The 17,012-nt window shown below is 62.9% G+C and carries 10 protein-coding genes; 8 read left to right on the top strand and 2 right to left on the bottom strand.

What is annotated here, in order from left to right:
* The first annotated feature begins 20 nt into the window (after positions 1-20).
* From DNK49_RS11090 to DNK49_RS11065, 6 genes are all read left to right on the top strand, one after another.
* Positions 21-1,805: a DUF1302 domain-containing protein gene (locus DNK49_RS11090; RefSeq protein WP_110524481.1), complete on the top strand. Its 1,785-nt coding sequence runs from the start codon at positions 21-23 to the stop codon at positions 1,803-1,805.
* Positions 1,806-1,860: 55 nt separating this feature from the next.
* Positions 1,861-4,224 (top strand): efflux RND transporter permease subunit, encoded by a 2,364-nt coding sequence (locus DNK49_RS11085; protein ID WP_110524479.1) that lies wholly within the window; start codon positions 1,861-1,863, stop codon positions 4,222-4,224.
* A gap of 11 nt (positions 4,225-4,235) precedes the next feature.
* Positions 4,236-5,198, top strand: coding sequence for a WD40/YVTN/BNR-like repeat-containing protein (locus DNK49_RS11080; protein ID WP_243632315.1), 963 nt, complete (start codon positions 4,236-4,238; stop codon positions 5,196-5,198).
* A gap of 16 nt (positions 5,199-5,214) precedes the next feature.
* Positions 5,215-5,697, top strand: coding sequence for a tellurite resistance TerB family protein (locus DNK49_RS11075; protein ID WP_110524477.1), 483 nt, complete (start codon positions 5,215-5,217; stop codon positions 5,695-5,697).
* 40 nt (positions 5,698-5,737) lie between these two features.
* Entirely contained in the window at positions 5,738-7,495 is a 1,758-nt protein-coding gene (locus tag DNK49_RS11070; protein WP_110524475.1) for an AMP-binding protein, read from the top strand.
* Between the two features lie 169 nt (positions 7,496-7,664).
* Positions 7,665-8,369 (top strand): EAL domain-containing protein, encoded by a 705-nt coding sequence (locus DNK49_RS11065; protein ID WP_207806952.1) that lies wholly within the window; start codon positions 7,665-7,667, stop codon positions 8,367-8,369.
* A gap of 105 nt (positions 8,370-8,474) precedes the next feature.
* Here the strand turns inward: DNK49_RS11065 and DNK49_RS11060 are convergent, their stop codons facing one another.
* Both DNK49_RS11060 and DNK49_RS11055 read right to left on the bottom strand, forming a co-directional pair.
* Positions 8,475-10,118, bottom strand: a complete 1,644-nt coding sequence (locus DNK49_RS11060; protein ID WP_110524473.1) for a methyl-accepting chemotaxis protein — start codon at positions 10,116-10,118, stop codon at positions 8,475-8,477.
* 111 nt (positions 10,119-10,229) lie between these two features.
* Complete coding sequence (locus DNK49_RS11055; RefSeq protein ID WP_279386416.1) at positions 10,230-10,748, bottom strand: Lrp/AsnC family transcriptional regulator; 519 nt, start codon at positions 10,746-10,748, stop codon at positions 10,230-10,232.
* A 178-nt stretch (positions 10,749-10,926) separates the two neighbouring features.
* Here DNK49_RS11055 and DNK49_RS11050 point away from each other — a divergent pair, with 178 nt between their 5' ends.
* A complete protein-coding gene (locus DNK49_RS11050; protein WP_110524471.1) occupies positions 10,927-14,523 on the top strand; it encodes an indolepyruvate ferredoxin oxidoreductase family protein in 3,597 nt (1,198 codons plus the stop codon).
* 304 nt (positions 14,524-14,827) lie between these two features.
* Positions 14,828-17,005 (top strand): malate synthase G, encoded by a 2,178-nt coding sequence (locus DNK49_RS11045; protein WP_110524469.1) that lies wholly within the window; start codon positions 14,828-14,830, stop codon positions 17,003-17,005.
* The last annotated feature ends 7 nt before the right edge of the window (positions 17,006-17,012 follow it).

The raw sequence follows: 17,012 nt of genomic DNA, 5'->3' as shown, positions 1-17,012 counted from the left end.
CCGAATCCCAGGAGAATTCCATGAATGCAAAGACGATTGCGCATCGTCGGGCGCGTGTCGCCCTGGCGCCGGCGACGCTGGCAGTTGCAGTAGCCGCAACCTTGTGGGCACCCAGCAGTCACGCCTTCCGCTTTGGCTCCGAGGAGGGGCTGTCGGGCAGCTTCGACTCGACCGTATCCTTTGGCATGAGCGCCCGCACCGGTTCGGCGGGGTGTTCGACGATCGGCAATGACAGCGGGGGGTGCAACAACGGTACCGACAATGATCTGTCGCGGGTATACAACCTGGGCAATGGTCTGGGGTATGCCAATGCCGACTTCAACTTCACCAACTTTGATGATGGCAATCTCAACTACAAGAAGGGTGATGTGTTCTCGGCAGCGCTCAAGGGCACGCACGATCTGTCCTTGAAGTATCCGGGTGGCTGGAGTGCGCTGGCCCGCGTCACCTGGTTCAAGGATTTCAAGGCCAAGGATACCCGCCGTACCGATGTGGCAAGCGAGGCCGAGGGCGACGTCACCCTGCTGGACGCCTGGGTCGCGAAGAGTTTCTCCATTGGAGAGCAGTACGGCAAGATCAAGCTCGGTAACCAGGTCATCTCCTGGGGCGAGGACATCTTCATTCTGGGCGGGGTCAATCAGATCAACGCCATCGACTTGCAGAAGTTCCATATCCCCGGCACGCAGTTGAAGGAGATCTTCATTCCCGCGCCGATGTTGTCGGGGTCCTTTGGGCTGACCGAGAAGCTGGGCATGGAGGCTTACTACCAGTTTGCCTGGAACAGCTTCAAGTTCGATCCTTCGGGTACCTTTTTCTCGACGGCGGATGTACTTGGCAAGGGCCGCCGCGTCGCCTACCTGCCGGGATCGATCTGTAACGACTTCGGCTTGTCCGGTCCGTGCGGTGACCAGACCGCGCTGACGGACCCGGAGCGCATCGCGCTGGGGACGGCGGTGCCGTATCTGGGCAGTGAAAAGCCCAAGCGCGGTGGGCAGTATGGGGTGAACTTCCGCTACACCGCAGACGAGATCGATACCGAGTTCGCCTTCACCTACCAGCGCTACCACGACAAGTTGCCCTTCCTGGGTTTCACCGGCAACAGCGCTGGCGCCGTCACCGGCTACTACGTGGCCTACGGCGAGAACAAGGATCTATACGCCATCTCTGCCAATACCAAGCTGTTCAACGTGGCGGTGGGGGCGGAGCTGTCCTACCGGCCGAACGACAGCGTTGGCATCGATCCCACGGTTCCTTTCGGTTCGATCTTCGGTGGGTCCTTCGACAAGAACAGCGTGTATGACGTGGGGCGTCATCCGGGCTATGTCGAGGAGGAGAAGTACCAGTTCCACCTGACCGGTTTTTATACCTTCTCGCACAATGATCCGCTGGGCGGGCTGGCGAAGGCGGTGGGGGCAAGCGATGGCTTCATCCTGACCGAGGCTGCGGTCACGCATTACCCCGGGCTCGATACCAGCGGGCGTACGCCTTACTTCCTGCCGGACTATTCCCTGCCGGACAAGACCTCGTGGGGTTATGTGTTCGAGATGGGCCTGAACTACCCCAATGCCTTCGGCAGCGGCGTCACCCTGACCCCGCAGATCGACTGGTACCACGATGTCTCCGGCACCAGCCCGAATGCGATTCCCTTCGTCCAGGGGCGCAAGGCACTGACCTTGTCACTGTTCGCCAACTATCGCGACAGCTGGAAGGCGGCGATTCAGTGGGTGAACTTCCACGGTGGCGGAGCCAACAACCTGATGCGCGATCGCGACTTCATCGCCGCCAGTGTTTCCTACTCGTTCTGATGCATGACCAGGGGGCCGGGTAGCGCCTGGCCCCCGGCTCCCGAGACTTTCCAACATGATCGAGAAATCGGTGCTCGCCCTGCAGCGTTTCTGCTTCAGGTTCCGCCTGCCCATCCTGCTGGCGCTGCTCGCCTTCACCGCACTGATGGCGGTGTTTGCGGCCCGCCTGCACATGAGTGCTGGCTTCGACAAGCAGTTGCCGCAGGACCACGAATACATCCAGACCTTCAACCAGTACCGCGATGTGCTGTTTGGCGCCAATCGCATCATCGTCACCGTCGAAGCCAGCAAGGGTGATATCTGGAACGAGAAAGCCCTGACCCGGCTGTACGACGTCACCCAGGCCCTGTTCTTCATGAAAGGCGTGGACCGGCGCACGGTGACCTCACTGTGGACGCCGAACACCCGGGCGGTGCAGATCACGGAAGAGGGCATGAAGGCCGAAGACGTGATCGGGGGGGACGTGACCGTCAAGGCACTGACGCCCGACAACATCGCCGCAATCCGCGAACGCACCATCGTCGGCGGCTTCATCGGCAGCCTGGTGGCCAATGACTCCTCATCGGCGATGGTGGTGGCCGAGCTGGCCGACCCCGATCCGCAGACCGGAGAACGCCTCGACTACTTCGAATTCAGCCAGCGCCTGGAAAAAGAGCTGCGTGCAGCATTCTCCGACGAGGACATCCGCATTCGCATCATCGGTTTCGCCAAGCAGATGGGCGACATCTCGGAGGGGGCGACCAGCGTCATCGAGTTCTTTGCGCTGGCCTTCCTGCTGACCACCGCGGCCGTTTATTGGTATACCCGTTCGTGGGTGCTGACCTTCCTGCCGCTGGCCTGTTCATTGGTGTCGGTGGTGTGGCAGTTCGGCACCATCACCCTGCTGGGTTTCGGGCTGGACCCGCTTGCCATCCTGGTGCCATTTCTGGTGTTTGCCATCGGCGTGTCGCATGGCATCCAGCAGGTGAACTACATCGCCAAGGAGGTGATCAACGGTGCCGACGGTTACACCGCGGCCAGCCGCAGCTTCACCGGTCTGCTGGTGCCGGGTACGCTGGCGCTGATCACCGCCTTCGTCGGCTTCGCCACCCTGGTGCTGGTACCAATTCCGATGATCCGCGAGCTGGCGATCACGGCATCGGTCGGTGTGGCCTACAAGATTGTCACCAACCTGATCATGCTGCCGGTACTGGCCAGCTATTTCCGGTTTGACGATGCTTTCGTGTTGCGGGCGAGCAAGGTCGAACATCTGCGTAACCGGATGATGGCGGCCCTTGGTGTGCATATTGCCAGCCCGCGCAATGCGGCCATCGGTACCCTGGTGTGCATTGTGCTGATGGCGGTGGCCGTGTGGCAAAGCCAGGGGCGCCATGTGGGCCATGTGCTGCCGGGTGCGCCCGAACTGCACGACGACTCACGTTACAACCGCGATGTGGAAGCGGTGGTCGAGCACTACAGCCTGGGCCTGGACCTGCTGACGGTGGTGGTGGAAACGCCGGCCGATGGCTGCTACCGACAGGACGTCATGAGCCACGTCGATCGCCTGACCTGGTATCTGGCCAATGTACCCGGGGTGCTTTCGGCACAGTCCTTGCCGACACTGACCAAACTGGCCGCCTCCGGCGTGAACGAGGGCAATCCCAAATGGGCAGCGCTGCCACAGGATGAGCTGACCCTGGGTGAAGCGGTGCGGCAGGTTCCGGAGGGGCTCCGCCTGTTCAATGCCGACTGCACCTTGCTGCCGGTCAACCTGTATCTGTCGGACCACAAGGCCTCGACCATCGAGGGGGTGGTTGCGGCGGTCAAGGAGTTCCGCAGCAAGGAGCCCTTCGACGGCGTCACGATCCGTCTGGCAAGCGGCAATGCCGGGGTGCAAGCGGCCACTAATGAGATCGTCGAGCATTCCGAGCTGCCGATGATGCTGTATGTGTACGCCACCATCCTGGTGCTGGTATTCCTCGTCTATCGCGACTGGCGGGCGATGCTGGCCTGCTGCGTACCGCTGACCCTGGCAACCTTCCTCGGCTATTGGTTCATGAAGGAGCTCGACATCGGCCTGACCGTTGCCACCTTGCCGGTCATGGTACTGGCGGTCGGCATCGGCGTGGATTACGCCTTCTACATCTACAACCGCTTGCAGATGCATATGGCGCACGGCGAGGACATCGTCACCGCGTTCAAGCAGGCCTTGCGCGAGATTGGCGTGGCGACCGTGTTCACCGCGGTGACGCTGTCGATCGGGGTGGCGACCTGGTCATTCTCCGCGCTCAAGTTCCAGGCGGACATGGGCATGCTGCTGACCTTCATGTTCATGATGAACATGATCATGGCCATTACCTTGCTGCCTGCGCTGGCAGTGACCATCGACATGCTGATTCCACGTCGCGGCCCGGTACGGGCGCCGCTGATGGCGCACTGAGGAGAAGCGACATGATGAAACGAAGCCTGGCTGGTGCGTGCTGCACGCTGATTGCAAGTTGTATGGCGGCCACACTGAGCGTGCCGGTCCTTGCCGCAGGCCCGGCCGCAGTGCCGGCAATGAAGGCGCGGCTGGCCGCCAAGGTGCCCATGACCGGTCTGGTCAGGGCGGGAGACGCACTGCTCGCCCTGGGCGACTACGGTACCGTCGTGCGCTCGATCGATCACGGCCGGAGTTGGCAACAGGCTGTGGTGCCGGTGAATACCTTGCTGACGTCCGCACATTTCATTGACAGCCAGCGTGGCTGGGCAGTGGGGCATGGGGGCACCGTGCTGGCAACGACCGATGGGGGGCTGAACTGGGTTCTGCAGCAGATCCTGGAGGACAAGCCTGTGTTGCTGTCGGTGTATTTCGCATCGGCGGATGTCGGTTATGCGGTCGGTGCCTATGGTTCGGCCTGGCGAACCGGCGATGGCGGACGCTCGTGGTCTGCGATGACGGTGGGTGAAGGCGACGACGCTGACATGCACCTGAATCAGCTTTTCGCCACGCGTGATGGAACCTTGTTCATTGCCGCGGAGATGGGGCTGGCCTTCCGCTCGGAAGACGGTGGCACGCGCTGGCAAAGGCTTGAGACCGGCGTATCCGGGTCGCTGTGGAGTGGGCTCGAAGGTGCTGGAGGCGAGGTGGTTCTGCTGGGCATGAGCGGTCGGGTACTGGTCAGTCAGGACCGGGGCGACAGCTGGCAGGTGCATGAGGATGCAAGTGGTCAGTCGCTGACCGGTGCGGTGCAGGCCGCAGATGGCAGTTTGCTGGTTGTGGGCGCGGGTGGGCTGGTGCTTCGGGGGCGTGAGCGCTTTACCGCGGAGATTCGCGCCGATCGCCAGAACCTTGCCGCCGTCCAGCGTACGGCCGACGGTGCGGTGGTGGTGGCGGGGCAGCTCGGCGTCGAGCGTCTTACGACCGATCGATGACTAGGAGAGAGAAAGGATGCTGACCCGACTGATTGCGCTGTTACGCGGAGAGCTTCAAGCCGAAGCCAACGAGACCGGGCCGTTCGAGCGTCGCCATATCGCAGTGGCTGCCTTGCTGCTGGAGGCGATGTACGTCGACCATCAGGCTACGCCCGCCGAGCATGGGGCGGTCATCCGCCTGTTGCGCGACCATTTTCACCTCCCCGAGGAGACAGCCCGCCAACTGGTGCAGGTTGCCGAGGAGCGCTTTGCCGAAGTGCTGGACGACTGGGAGTTCGCCGAGGCGGTACGTGCGGGATTCAATCCGGCCGAGCGTCAGGAGATCCTCACCATGCTGTGGGAGGTGGCCTATGCCGATGGCGCACTCGTACAGATGGAACACCGTCTGCTGAACCGCCTTGCACGTCATCTGGATCTCGACATGGCCGTCATCGAGCAGGCACGTGCAACGGCTGCCGCGCGCAGTGGCCTGATCCGCAAGGCCGCGGACGATAGTTGACTCGCAATCATCATAAAAGAACGACACAGGAGACACCCGCATGACACACCCTTACGACGCTCTGATCAGTACGTCCACCCAGCCGTTGCAGGGTGGCTCCGGCGTTGTTGTCACGCAGGTCTCCAGTTACGTACACGGGGCATCAGCACAGCCCCTGATCGGTGAGACCATCGGTCGCTTTTTCGACGACGCCTGCCGTCGCCATGCTGATCGCGAAGCCCTGGTGGTTCGCCACCAGGGGGTGCGACTGACCTATGCCGCGCTGCGGCAACGGGTCGATGCGCTGGCTTGTGGCCTGAGGCGCCTGGGTCTGGAGAAGGGCGACCGGATCGGAATCTGGTCGCAGAACACGCTTGAATGGGCCTTGACCCAGTTTGCTACCGCCAAGGCCGGCCTGGTGCTGGTGAACATCAACCCGGCCTATCGCCGCGCTGAGCTGGCGTATGCCGTGAACAAGGTAGGCTGCCGGGCGCTGATCCTGTCGCCATCATTCAAGGCCAGCGACTATCTGGCCATGCTGGCCGATCTGGCGCCTGAACTTGCGTCCTGTCGTCCCGGTGCCTTGCAGGCAGCCAGTCTGCCAACCCTGGAGATGGTCATCCGCATGGGCAAGGAGAGGACGCCCGGCATGCTGAACTTTGACGATCTGATGCGAACGCCGGATGCCACGGAGCTTGACCTGCTGGCAGGCCGGGGCGACGTGTTGCAGTTCGATGATCCGATCAACATCCAGTTTACTTCAGGCACGACCGGGCAGCCAAAAGGCGCGACACTGTCGCATCACAACATCCTGAACAACGGATTTTTCGTCGGTGAGGCCATCCGCCTTCAGGCGGGGGACCGTCTGTGCATTCCCGTGCCGCTCTATCACTGCTTCGGCATGGTGATGGGGAATCTGGGCTGTCTCACGCACGGCGCCACCATGGTCTATCCGGCAGAGGCCTTTGACCCGCTCGCGGTGCTCGAGACCATGGCGGCGGAGCGATGCACCGCGCTTTACGGGGTGCCGACGATGTTCATTGCCGTGCTTGATCATCCACGGTTTGCCGAATTCGACCTGTCGTCGCTGCGCACCGGCATCATGGCCGGCAGCCCGTGTCCGATCGAGGTCATGAAGCGGGTCATCGGGCAGATGAACATGCGCGAGGTAACGATTGCCTATGGCATGACGGAGACTTCGCCAGTCAGCTTCCAGAGTGCCACGGACGATCCGGTGGAGCGTCGCGTGTCCACGGTGGGTCGGGTGCAGCCTCATTGCGAGGTGAAGATCATCGACGGTGAAGGGCGCATCGTGCCGCGCGGCACGCCCGGCGAATTGTGCACCCGGGGTTACTCGGTGATGCTCGGTTACTGGGGCGATGAGGCTCGAACCCGGGAGGCCATTGACCCTGCAGGCTGGATGCGGACCGGTGATCTCGCCACGCTCGATGAGGAAGGGTTCTGCAGGATCGTCGGCCGGATCAAGGACATGGTGATCCGCGGTGGTGAGAATATCTATCCGCGTGAGATCGAGGAGTTCCTCTACCGTCATCCACAAGTACTGGATGTGCAGGTCGTCGGGGTACCCGATCCAAAGTACGGGGAGGAGTTGTGCGCCTGGATCATTGCACGGAGCGATGATCTGACCGAGACGGAGATCCGGGCCTTCTGCCACGGGCAGATTGCACACTACAAGATTCCCCGCTACATCCGCTTTGTCGAGGTCTTTCCGATGACCGTGACCGGCAAGATCCAGAAGTACCTGATCCGGGAGCAGATGAAGCGGGAACTTGAGGGGGACACGGACCTGCCCGGTTGATCATCGTGTCAGGTTGCACGTGGGGGATGCGGTCGCCGGTTCCAAACCGGTACGGGTGGCTGTTATCCTCAACAACACAACCAATCAGGTGCGACACGATTCGATGGACAAGAACCCGCCAGCCTGCAACCGGTGCAGAGACAATGCACCACTCGATTTTTCCTTTTCGATGGCATTCCAGCCCATTGTCGATATCGCTGCGGGCGAGGTCTGGGGCTGGGAGGCGCTGGTGCGGGGAGAGCATGGCGAAGGGGCGCATTCGGTGCTGTCGCGGATCACCGACGACAACCGTTATGCCTTCGACCAGCAATGCCGGATACGGGCGATCGAGCTGGCTCATCGGCTCGGCATGCCGGGGCGTCTGAGCATCAATTTTCTGCCCAATGCAGTCTACGAGCCCAAGGCCTGCATCCGTGCGACGGTGGAGGCGGCAAGCCGGGTGGGCTTTCCGCTCGAGCGCATCCAGTTCGAGATTACCGAGGTTGAGGAAGTCGGCACCGACGGTCATCTACGACGTATTGTCGATGAGTACCGTGCAATGGGGCTGGGTACCGCAATCGATGATTTCGGCGCAGGCTATGCCGGACTGAACCTGCTGGTGCGTATCCAGCCCGATGTGCTCAAGCTCGACATGGACCTGATCCGCAACATCGATCAGGACAGGGTGCGTCGCCTGATTGTCGGCCAGATGGCTGCGCTTGCACGCGAGCTGCCCTGCCTGCTGATTGCCGAGGGGATCGAAACGCTGGAGGAGGCGCATTGCCTGCGTGAGCTCGGCATCACCCTGCATCAGGGCTATCTGTACGCCAGACCCGCATTCGAGGCGCTGCCGCAGCCTGCGGCCGAGGTGATGACCGCGTTGCGTGCGGCGTGAGTTGGATGCCGGCGTAGTCGATTGTCGATGATCCGACGCCCGGATGAAAACTCGGGCGCGTCCCGTGTCCGTCTCGATTGAATCGACCGCCGGTCCGAACGTGATTCAGCCCTGAAGCAAGGTTGGGGCGAAGCCGACGCGGAAGATGCCCCACTGCTTGCCGTTGACCTGGATCGGCATCGACAGGTCGCACAGCACCTCTCCGGTATCGCGGACGTAGGTCTGCAGCAGCGCATGACCACGGTTCTTGAGTGCCCGGCGGCAGGTGGGATCGTCGTAAATCCGTTTCTGGCGGCTGAACGCCAGATCGTGCTGAGGGTCGCCGTTGGGCTCGGCAGAAAATCGCTTGTTATGCACCGGCATGTAGCAATTGACGTCGAAGCCGCCGCAGAAGGCGACGCCGGGCACTTCGGTCAGCATACCTTCGTAAATGTCCTGCAGATCCTTTTCCACTGCCTTGTCGTAGCTGGTGCTGTATTTCTGTGGCACGGTGCCCGGAATCGGCTGGTAGCGGGTATCGAACACATTGAGCGCACCGGCACGGCTTTCCAGGTAGCGTGCAGTCTGGTCACGGTATTTCTCGGCAAAACCGATCAGCCGGTCGTAGGCGGATTCGCCGATGCGGAAGCGCGAGGACAGGGCGTGCAATGATTCGGTGTGGTCACGAAGCGCCTCGGACATCCGCCCGGATTCCACCATCTGTGACGAGACCTGCTCCGACAGGCTGGTGATCTCGCCCACCAGCCCATGCACTTCCACATTGCTGTCGTGGATGTGATGGATGGAGTCGGTGATGTCGATCAACTGTGCGCTCATCTGCTGCAACTCGCCGACCATCTTGGCGAAGTTCGAGGATGAGCGCTGCACCACCTCCCGGGCCAGCGAGGCGTCTTCGGTCACCCGCCGGGTTTCGCTCTCGGTGGTGGCGACCAGGGCGAGCATCTTGTCCGAGTTGCGGGTGATCACGCCGGTGGCGGTCTTGACCTTTTCAGCCAGTTTGCGCACCTCGTCGGCGACCACGGCGAAGCCGCGCCCGGCTTCGCCCGCACGGGCGGCCTCGATGGCGGCATTGAGGGCGAGCAGGTTGGTCTGGTCCGAGATGTCATTGATCAGCAGCCCGATGTCGCGAATCTGCACCGAGTTCTCGCTCAGTTCCGCAACTGTGCCGGCAAAGGCCTGTACCTTGTCGCTGACGTTGCGGATACGCTCGGTGACGTCCATCAACTCCTGCTGACTGGTACTCACGGCGGCCAGGTTGCTGGTGGTTGCGCTGCGCACGCCATCGGCATTGACCATGACCCGGTCGACCGCCGCGCTGGCGGTCTGACTGGCACTGAAGATGGAGGCGGCGAGTTCGCGCTGGCGGCTCGCACTGGTCGCGGTCTGCTGGATGCGCTGATTAAGCCGGGCGGCGTTGACTGCGATGCCGGTTCCGGTGCTGCGCAGTTCGGTCACGACTTGACGGACGCGACCGGCGAAGCGCTGACGGCCCAGTTCGGTCTGGGTGCCGATGTCCGGACGATCCGCGTCTGTATCAGGCTCGCCCGTCTGTGGTGGTGGTGCCGTCTTGTCGCCAAAACCGGTCAGCGTGGCCAGCGCGGCCAGCACGAGACCACTTGCGGCGAGCGTGATCGCGACCCCACCCTGCATGTTGCCCGAGGCCGCCTGCCAGGCGAGCACCCCGTTGATCGGCACGATGGCAGCAGGCAGCCACCTCCGTGCGCTGCCCTTGCGAACCGCGTCAGTCATCCTCTTCTCTCCTTTCTTGTGCGCGATGTGGCAGCTCTCTGGGGCCGCCTGATCGCGTTTGTTGCAGCTACCGGATCATATCGGCAGCGTCGGCTGATTCTTCAACTTTTTTCAACGCCGTCCGTGATGCAGGTGTTTGAGTGGTAACTGGGTGGTGTGCTTGACACCTGACAGCACGATGTTCGATTTGACGTTGCGCACGCCCGGCAGGCGCATCAACTGGTGCAGCAAGAAGTCCGACAGGGCGGGCAGGCTGGGGGTGAGCACGCGCAGCAGGTAGTCTGCATCGCCACTGACTGCAAAGCATTCGAGCACTTCGTCCATGGTGCCGACCTGCTCATCGAAAGTGCCGGTTTGCTGTTCGCCGTGACGCTCGAGGGACACGCTGACGAATGCGGTGACGCCCAGTCCCAGTGCTTCTGCCCGTAGCAGGGCGACATAGCGTTCGATCAGGCCTTCCTGTTCAAGGCGCTGGATGCGGCGGCTGACCTGGGAGGCAGACAGGTGGATGCGCTCTGCAAGCTGCGCGTTGGAGGCCCGCCCATTGGCCTGGAGTTCAGCCAGCAGCTGGAGGTCGAAACGGTCGAGTTCGATCATGAGGTTCAGGTGTGCGTGGTTGGTCTGAATCATGCACGATATGTGCATTTTATGGTGGATTTGTGCTGAATTTTGCACGCATCGTGGGGTCTGGGAGGCATAGCATGTGCGTTTGTTTGTGCGTCCCGGGAGCCTTTCCTGACGCCGACGATCGAAAGCACAAGGCCGGTCGCTGTGGGCAGCGTGCCGGACTAAAACAGGAGACATGCCCATGACTGCGCTCGCCTCGACCAAGGCTGCCGTGCCTGCCATCCGTAGTGACTATCGCCTGACCGACAACTATGCCGCGACCACGGGCCAGGTGTTCCTGACCGGTACCCAGGCCTTGGTCCGGTTGCCGCTGATGCAGGCGGCGCGGGATGCAGCAGCTGGATTGAATACAGGGGGCTTCATCAGTGGCTACCGCGGGTCGCCGCTGGGGGCTTACGATCAGCAGTTGTGGAAAGCCAAGGGCTTGCTCGATGCGCACCGCATTCGCTTTCTGCCCGCAGTCAACGAAGAGCTTGGCGCGACCGCGGTCCTCGGGTCGCAGCAGGTCGAGGGCGATGCCGAACGGACTGTCGATGGCGTATTCGCGATCTGGTATGGCAAGGGGCCGGGTGTCGACCGGGCGGGCGATGCGCTGCGTCACGGTAATGCCTACGGCGCTTCGCCTCATGGCGGTGTGCTGGCAGTGATCGGTGACGATCACGGTTGTGTGTCGTCGTCGATGCCGCACCAGAGCGATTTCACGCTGCAGGCCTGGGGCTTGCCGGTGCTCAATCCTGCCAATGTCGCAGAGTTGCTCGAGTTCGGCTTGTATGGTTGGGCGCTGTCCCGCTTCTCCGGGTGTTGGGTGGGCTTGAAGGCCATTTCCGAGACGGTCGAGAGTGGTTCGACCGTTGATCTGGATCGACTGCACGGCCGTTTCGAGGCCCCGGTCGACTTTGTTCCACCTCAAGGGGGGCTGCACTACCGCTGGCCCGATCTGCCCAGCCTGGTGATCGAGCAACGGCTGGCGGCGAAGCTGGATGCCGTGCGCGCTTTTGCGCGGGTGAACGCCATTGACCGCCTTGTATGTCCCGCGCCCTCAGCGGACATCGGCATCGTCACCTGCGGCAAGGCGCATCTGGACATGCTCGAGGCCCTGCGCCGCCTGGGTTTGGGCGTGGCCGATCTGGAGGCCAGCGGTATCCGGGTCTACAAGGTTGGCCTGAGCTTCCCGCTCGAATCCAGCCGGATGCAGGCGTTTGCCCAGGGTCTGCGCGAGGTTCTGGTGATCGAGGAGAAGGGGCCGGTGGTCGAACAGCAGATCAAGACGCTGTTCTACAACGTGGCCGATACCGTGCGTCCGCGGGTGATCGGCAAACAGGATGCCGATGGGGCTCCGCTGCTGTCGGCGCTGGGCGAGTTGCGGCCATCGCGGGTGATGCCGATGCTCGCCGACTGGTTGGCGCGTCACCGGCCGCAGCTTGATCGACGGGCGCAGGTAGTGGACTTCACCGCGCCTCAGTTGCTCTCCAATGCGGCTGACGGGGTGCGGCGGATTCCCTACTTCTGTTCCGGTTGTCCTCACAATACCTCGACGCGGGTGCCCGAGGGGTCGCACGCACAAGCCGGCATCGGCTGTCATTTCATGGCGTCCTGGATGCCTGACCGCGAGACCACGGGGCTGATCCAGATGGGGGGCGAGGGTGTGGATTGGGTGGCGCATTCGGCCTTCACCCGCACCCCACACGTGTTTCAGAATCTGGGTGATGGCACCTATTTCCACTCGGGTTTTTTGGCCATCCGCCAGGCGATTGCCGCGCGCGCCAATGTGACCTACAAGGTGCTGTACAACGATGCGGTGGCGATGACTGGCGGGCAACCGGTCGACGGGACGGTCACCGTGGATGCGATCGCCCGCCAGGTCGAGGCGGAGGGCGCGCGCAGGGTCGTGGTGGTCAGCGATGAACCGGAGAAGTATGCCGGTCACGAGGGGCGGTTTCCGCGCGGGACGAGCTTCCATGCGCGCAGCGAGCTCGATGCGGTTCAGCGTCAGTTGCGTGAGGTGAAGGGCGTGACCGTGCTGATCTATGACCAGACTTGCGCGGCCGAGAAACGCAGACGTCGGAAGAAGAAGGCATACCCCGATCCGGACCGCCGCCTGTTCATCAACAGTGCGGTGTGCGAGGGCTGCGGTGACTGTGGCAAGCAGTCGAATTGTCTGTCCATCGTGCCGCTCGATACCCCTTTCGGGCGCAAGCGCATGATCGACCAGACCTCGTGCAACAAGGACTATTCCTGTGTCGAGGGCTTCTGCCCCAGCTTCGTGTCTGTGGAGGGGGGGCGTTTGCGCAAGGCGGTGGGCGCGACTTTCGATGCAGCCGCGCTGGCGGCGCGTGTAGCCGCCCTGCCCGAGCCGGAAAACCATGACTGGACCGGCCCCTACGACTTGCTGGTGACCGGCGTGGGCGGGACCGGCGTGGTGACGCTGGGGGCCTTGGTGACGATGGCGGCGCATCTGGAAGGCAAGTCCGCCTCGGTGCTCGACTTCATGGGTTTTGCCCAGAAAGGGGGGCAGGTGCTGTCCTTCGTGCGCCTGGCACAGGATCCGGGGGCCCTCAACCAGGTACGCATCGATACCCAGCAGGCGGATGCGCTGATTGCTTGCGACCTGGTCGTCGGGGCCAGCAACGATGCCCTGCAGACGGTGAAGCAGGGGCGTACCCGAGTGGTGGCCAACCTGCACGAGATCCAGACCGCCCGCTTTGTGCTCGACCCGGAGGCGGATCTGCATGTCGATGCCTTGCTCGAAAAGATTCGCCATGCCGCCGGTCCCGAGCAGGTGCGGACTTGCGATGCGCAGGCGCTGTCGGAGCGCTTGCTGGGCGATACCGTGGGGGCAAACATGCTCCTGCTTGGTCATGCCTGGCAGTTGGGGCTGGTGCCGGTCTCGCAGGCCGCCTTGAGGCGCGCGATCGAGCTCAACGGGGTGGCTGTCGAGACCAATCTGCTCGCTTTCGGCATCGGACGCCTCGTCGCGGTCGATCCGCATGCGCTCGACCGTCTGGTGGGTGCCTCGTTGATGGGCGAGGCGGTGCTCGGTCACGAGGACGAGCCACTGGCGGCCGTGGTCGAACGTCAGGTCGCGCATCTGACCGCCTATCAAGGAAAGACGCTGGCGCAGCGCTACCTGAAGCTGGTCGAGACCGTCGAACAGGCCGAACGTGCGATCGTCGGGCCGACTGCGCCCTTGCGGCTGACGGTCGCGGTGGCGCAGGTGCATGCACGTCTGCTGGCGGTGAAGGATGAGTACGAGGTTGCCCGGCTGTACACCGACGGTGCTTTCGAGCAGTCACTGGCGCAGCAGTTCGAGGGCGACTTTCGGCTGCGCTTCCATCTTGCGCCGCCTTTGCTGGCCCGTCCGGGGGCGAACGGCCGGCCGCGCAAGCTGAGCTTCGGTCCGCGGCTGATGCCGGTACTGCGTTGGCTGGCAAAGGCGCGCGGCTTGCGGGGGACGGTGTTCGACCCCTTCGGGCGTACCGAGGAGCGCCGTATGGAGCGCGAGCTGGCGCAGGATCATGCAGCATTGGTGAGCGCCATCCTGTCGCGTCTGTCCACCAGCACGCTGGATGCGGCGGTTGAGCTGGCGGCATTGGCGGGGGAGATTCGTGGCTTTGGTCCGGTCAAACTCGCCAGCCTGCGCAGGATCAAGGCGCGTGAGCGTGATCTTGCCCACCGGCTGGGAATCGATCTGCCGGTGGGGGAGGTGACAGCGGGTTTGCTGGCGGCGGCGCGTGGGCGTGCTGCCTTGCAACAAATTCCGGTTGTCCGTGCCCACTGATCTACCGGATCGGGGCGACTCCGTTTATCCTGTCGGGCTGCGATTGCAGTAAAGATCCGACGCCTCACAAGCGTCCTTTCGCCATGGCGGCATCTGTTGCACTGCGGGCATTCCCTGCCGGCAGTGTGCAGCTGCCCTGCCACATACGAGACCCATGGCCTTGCCCGAACTTGTTGTCCACAAGACAGCTTCAGGGCTTGGCCTGTAAGGCCCAAGCGGCCTTGCAGGCGCGCCGATGCGATGGGGTGGTCCAGGTAGATGACGCGCAGGCCCAGTTGATTAACGACAACGAGAGACCTAAGACATGACCGAACTAGTGAACTGCGGGCGCCTCAAGGTGGCAGCCGAACTGAAGCAATTCATCGAAACCGAAGCCCTGCCGGGCACCGGTGTCGATGTCGCCGCCTTCTGGGCGGGGTTCGATGCGCTGGTGCACGACCTGGCCCCCAAGAATCGCGCCCTGCTGGCCGAGCGCGATCGCCTGCAGACCGAGCTCGATACCTGGCACCGGAACAATCCGGGCCCGATTACCGACATGGGCGGCTACCGTGCCTTCCTGACCGCGATCGGCTACCTGCAGCCGGTGCCGGCTGATGTGGCGGTCGATACGTCCAACGTCGATAGCGAGATCACCTCGCAGGCCGGCCCCCAGCTCGTGGTGCCGGTGATGAATGCACGCTACGCGCTCAATGCCGCCAATGCGCGCTGGGGGTCGCTGTATGACGCGCTGTACGGCACTGACGCGATTCCCCAGACCGATGGTGCAGAGATCACCAAGGGTTATAACCCGGTACGCGGCGCAAAAGTGATTGCCTTCGCCCGCGGCGTGCTGGATCAGGCCGCGCCGCTGGCCGGCGCGTCGCACGCGGATTCGACCGCCTATGCGGTGGTGGGTGGCAAGCTGGCAGTGGCCCTGAACAACGGCAGTACCGTCGGTCTGCAACAGCCGGAAAAGTTCGTTGGCTTCCAGGGTGACGCGGCGGCACCGAAGGCGGTGCTGCTGAAGAACAATGGTCTGCATATCGAAGTGCAGATCGATCGCAGCGGAGCCATCGGTTCAACCGATGCCGCAGGCGTGAACGATCTGCTGATGGAAGCTGCCCTGTCGACGATCATGGACTGCGAGGACTCGATCGCCGCGGTGGATGCAGCGGACAAGGTGGTGGTGTATCGCAACTGGCTGGGCCTGATGCAGGGTACGCTGACCGAAACGCTGGAGAAGGGGGGCAAGACGCTGGTCCGCCGGCTCAATGCCGATCGCGAATATACCGCGGCGGACGGTTCCGCATTGCGTCTGCATGGCCGCGCGCTGTTGTTCATTCGTAATGTCGGCCACCTGATGACCAATCCGGCAATCATCGATGGCGAAGGTCACGAGATTCCCGAGGGCATTCTCGATGGCGTGGTCACGACCCTGATTTCATTGCATGACCGCGCACGCAAGGGCAACTCGCGTACCGGCAGCATGTACATCGTGAAGCCCAAGATGCATGGCCCGGCCGAAGTTGCGTTTGCCGACGAACTGTTTGGCCGTGTCGAAGACCTGCTCGGTCTGCCGCGTTTCACCATGAAGATGGGCATCATGGACGAGGAGCGCCGTACCAGCGTCAACCTGAAGGCCTGCATCGCCGCGGCGAAGAACCGGGTGGCCTTCATCAACACCGGCTTCCTCGACCGTACCGGCGACGAAATGCACACCGCCATGGAGGCCGGCCCGATGATGCGCAAGGGCGACATGAAGAGCAGCGCCTGGATCCAGGCCTATGAGCGCAGCAATGTGCTGGTCGGCCTGGCCTGCGGCCTGCGCGGCAAGGCCCAGATCGGCAAGGGCATGTGGGCAATGCCCGATCTGATGGCAGCGATGCTGGAGCAGAAGATCGGTCATCCCAAGGCGGGTGCGAATACCGCCTGGGTGCCCTCGCCGACCGCAGCCGTGCTGCATGCGCTGCATTATCACCAGGTCGATGTCCAGGCCGTGCAGCAAGAACTGGAAAAGATCGATCTGGCTGCGGAGCAGGGCGATCTGCTCGATCGTCTGCTGACCGTGCCGGTGGTCGCCAAGGCCGAGTGGACCGAGACCGAGCGCCAGCAGGAACTCGACAACAACTGCCAGGGTATCCTGGGGTATGTGGTGCGTTGGGTGGAACAAGGCGTGGGCTGCTCCAAGGTGCCGGACATCAACAATGTCGGTCTGATGGAAGACCGTGCCACTTTGCGCATTTCCAGCCAGCACATTGCCAACTGGCTGCGTCATGGCGTGGTGACGCCGGCTCAGGTCGAGGAGACCCTGCGGCGCATGGCTGCCGTGGTCGATGGTCAGAATGCCGGTGATCCCGCCTACCGGCCGATGGCCCCCAACGTCGAGACGTCGACGGCCTTCCGTGCGGCCCGCGACCTGATCTTCGAGGGTTGCGTGCAGCCCAGCGGCTATACCGAACCGCTGCTGCATCGCTATCGTCAGTTGTTCAAGGCCAAGGGCTGACCGCCCC

The organism is Parazoarcus communis SWub3 = DSM 12120 (assembly GCF_003226565.1).
GTDB classification, from domain to species: Bacteria; Pseudomonadota; Gammaproteobacteria; order Burkholderiales; family Rhodocyclaceae; genus Parazoarcus; species Parazoarcus communis.
The sequence above is the reverse complement of the archived record's forward strand: the minus strand, read 5'-3'. Positions and strand labels throughout refer to the sequence as shown.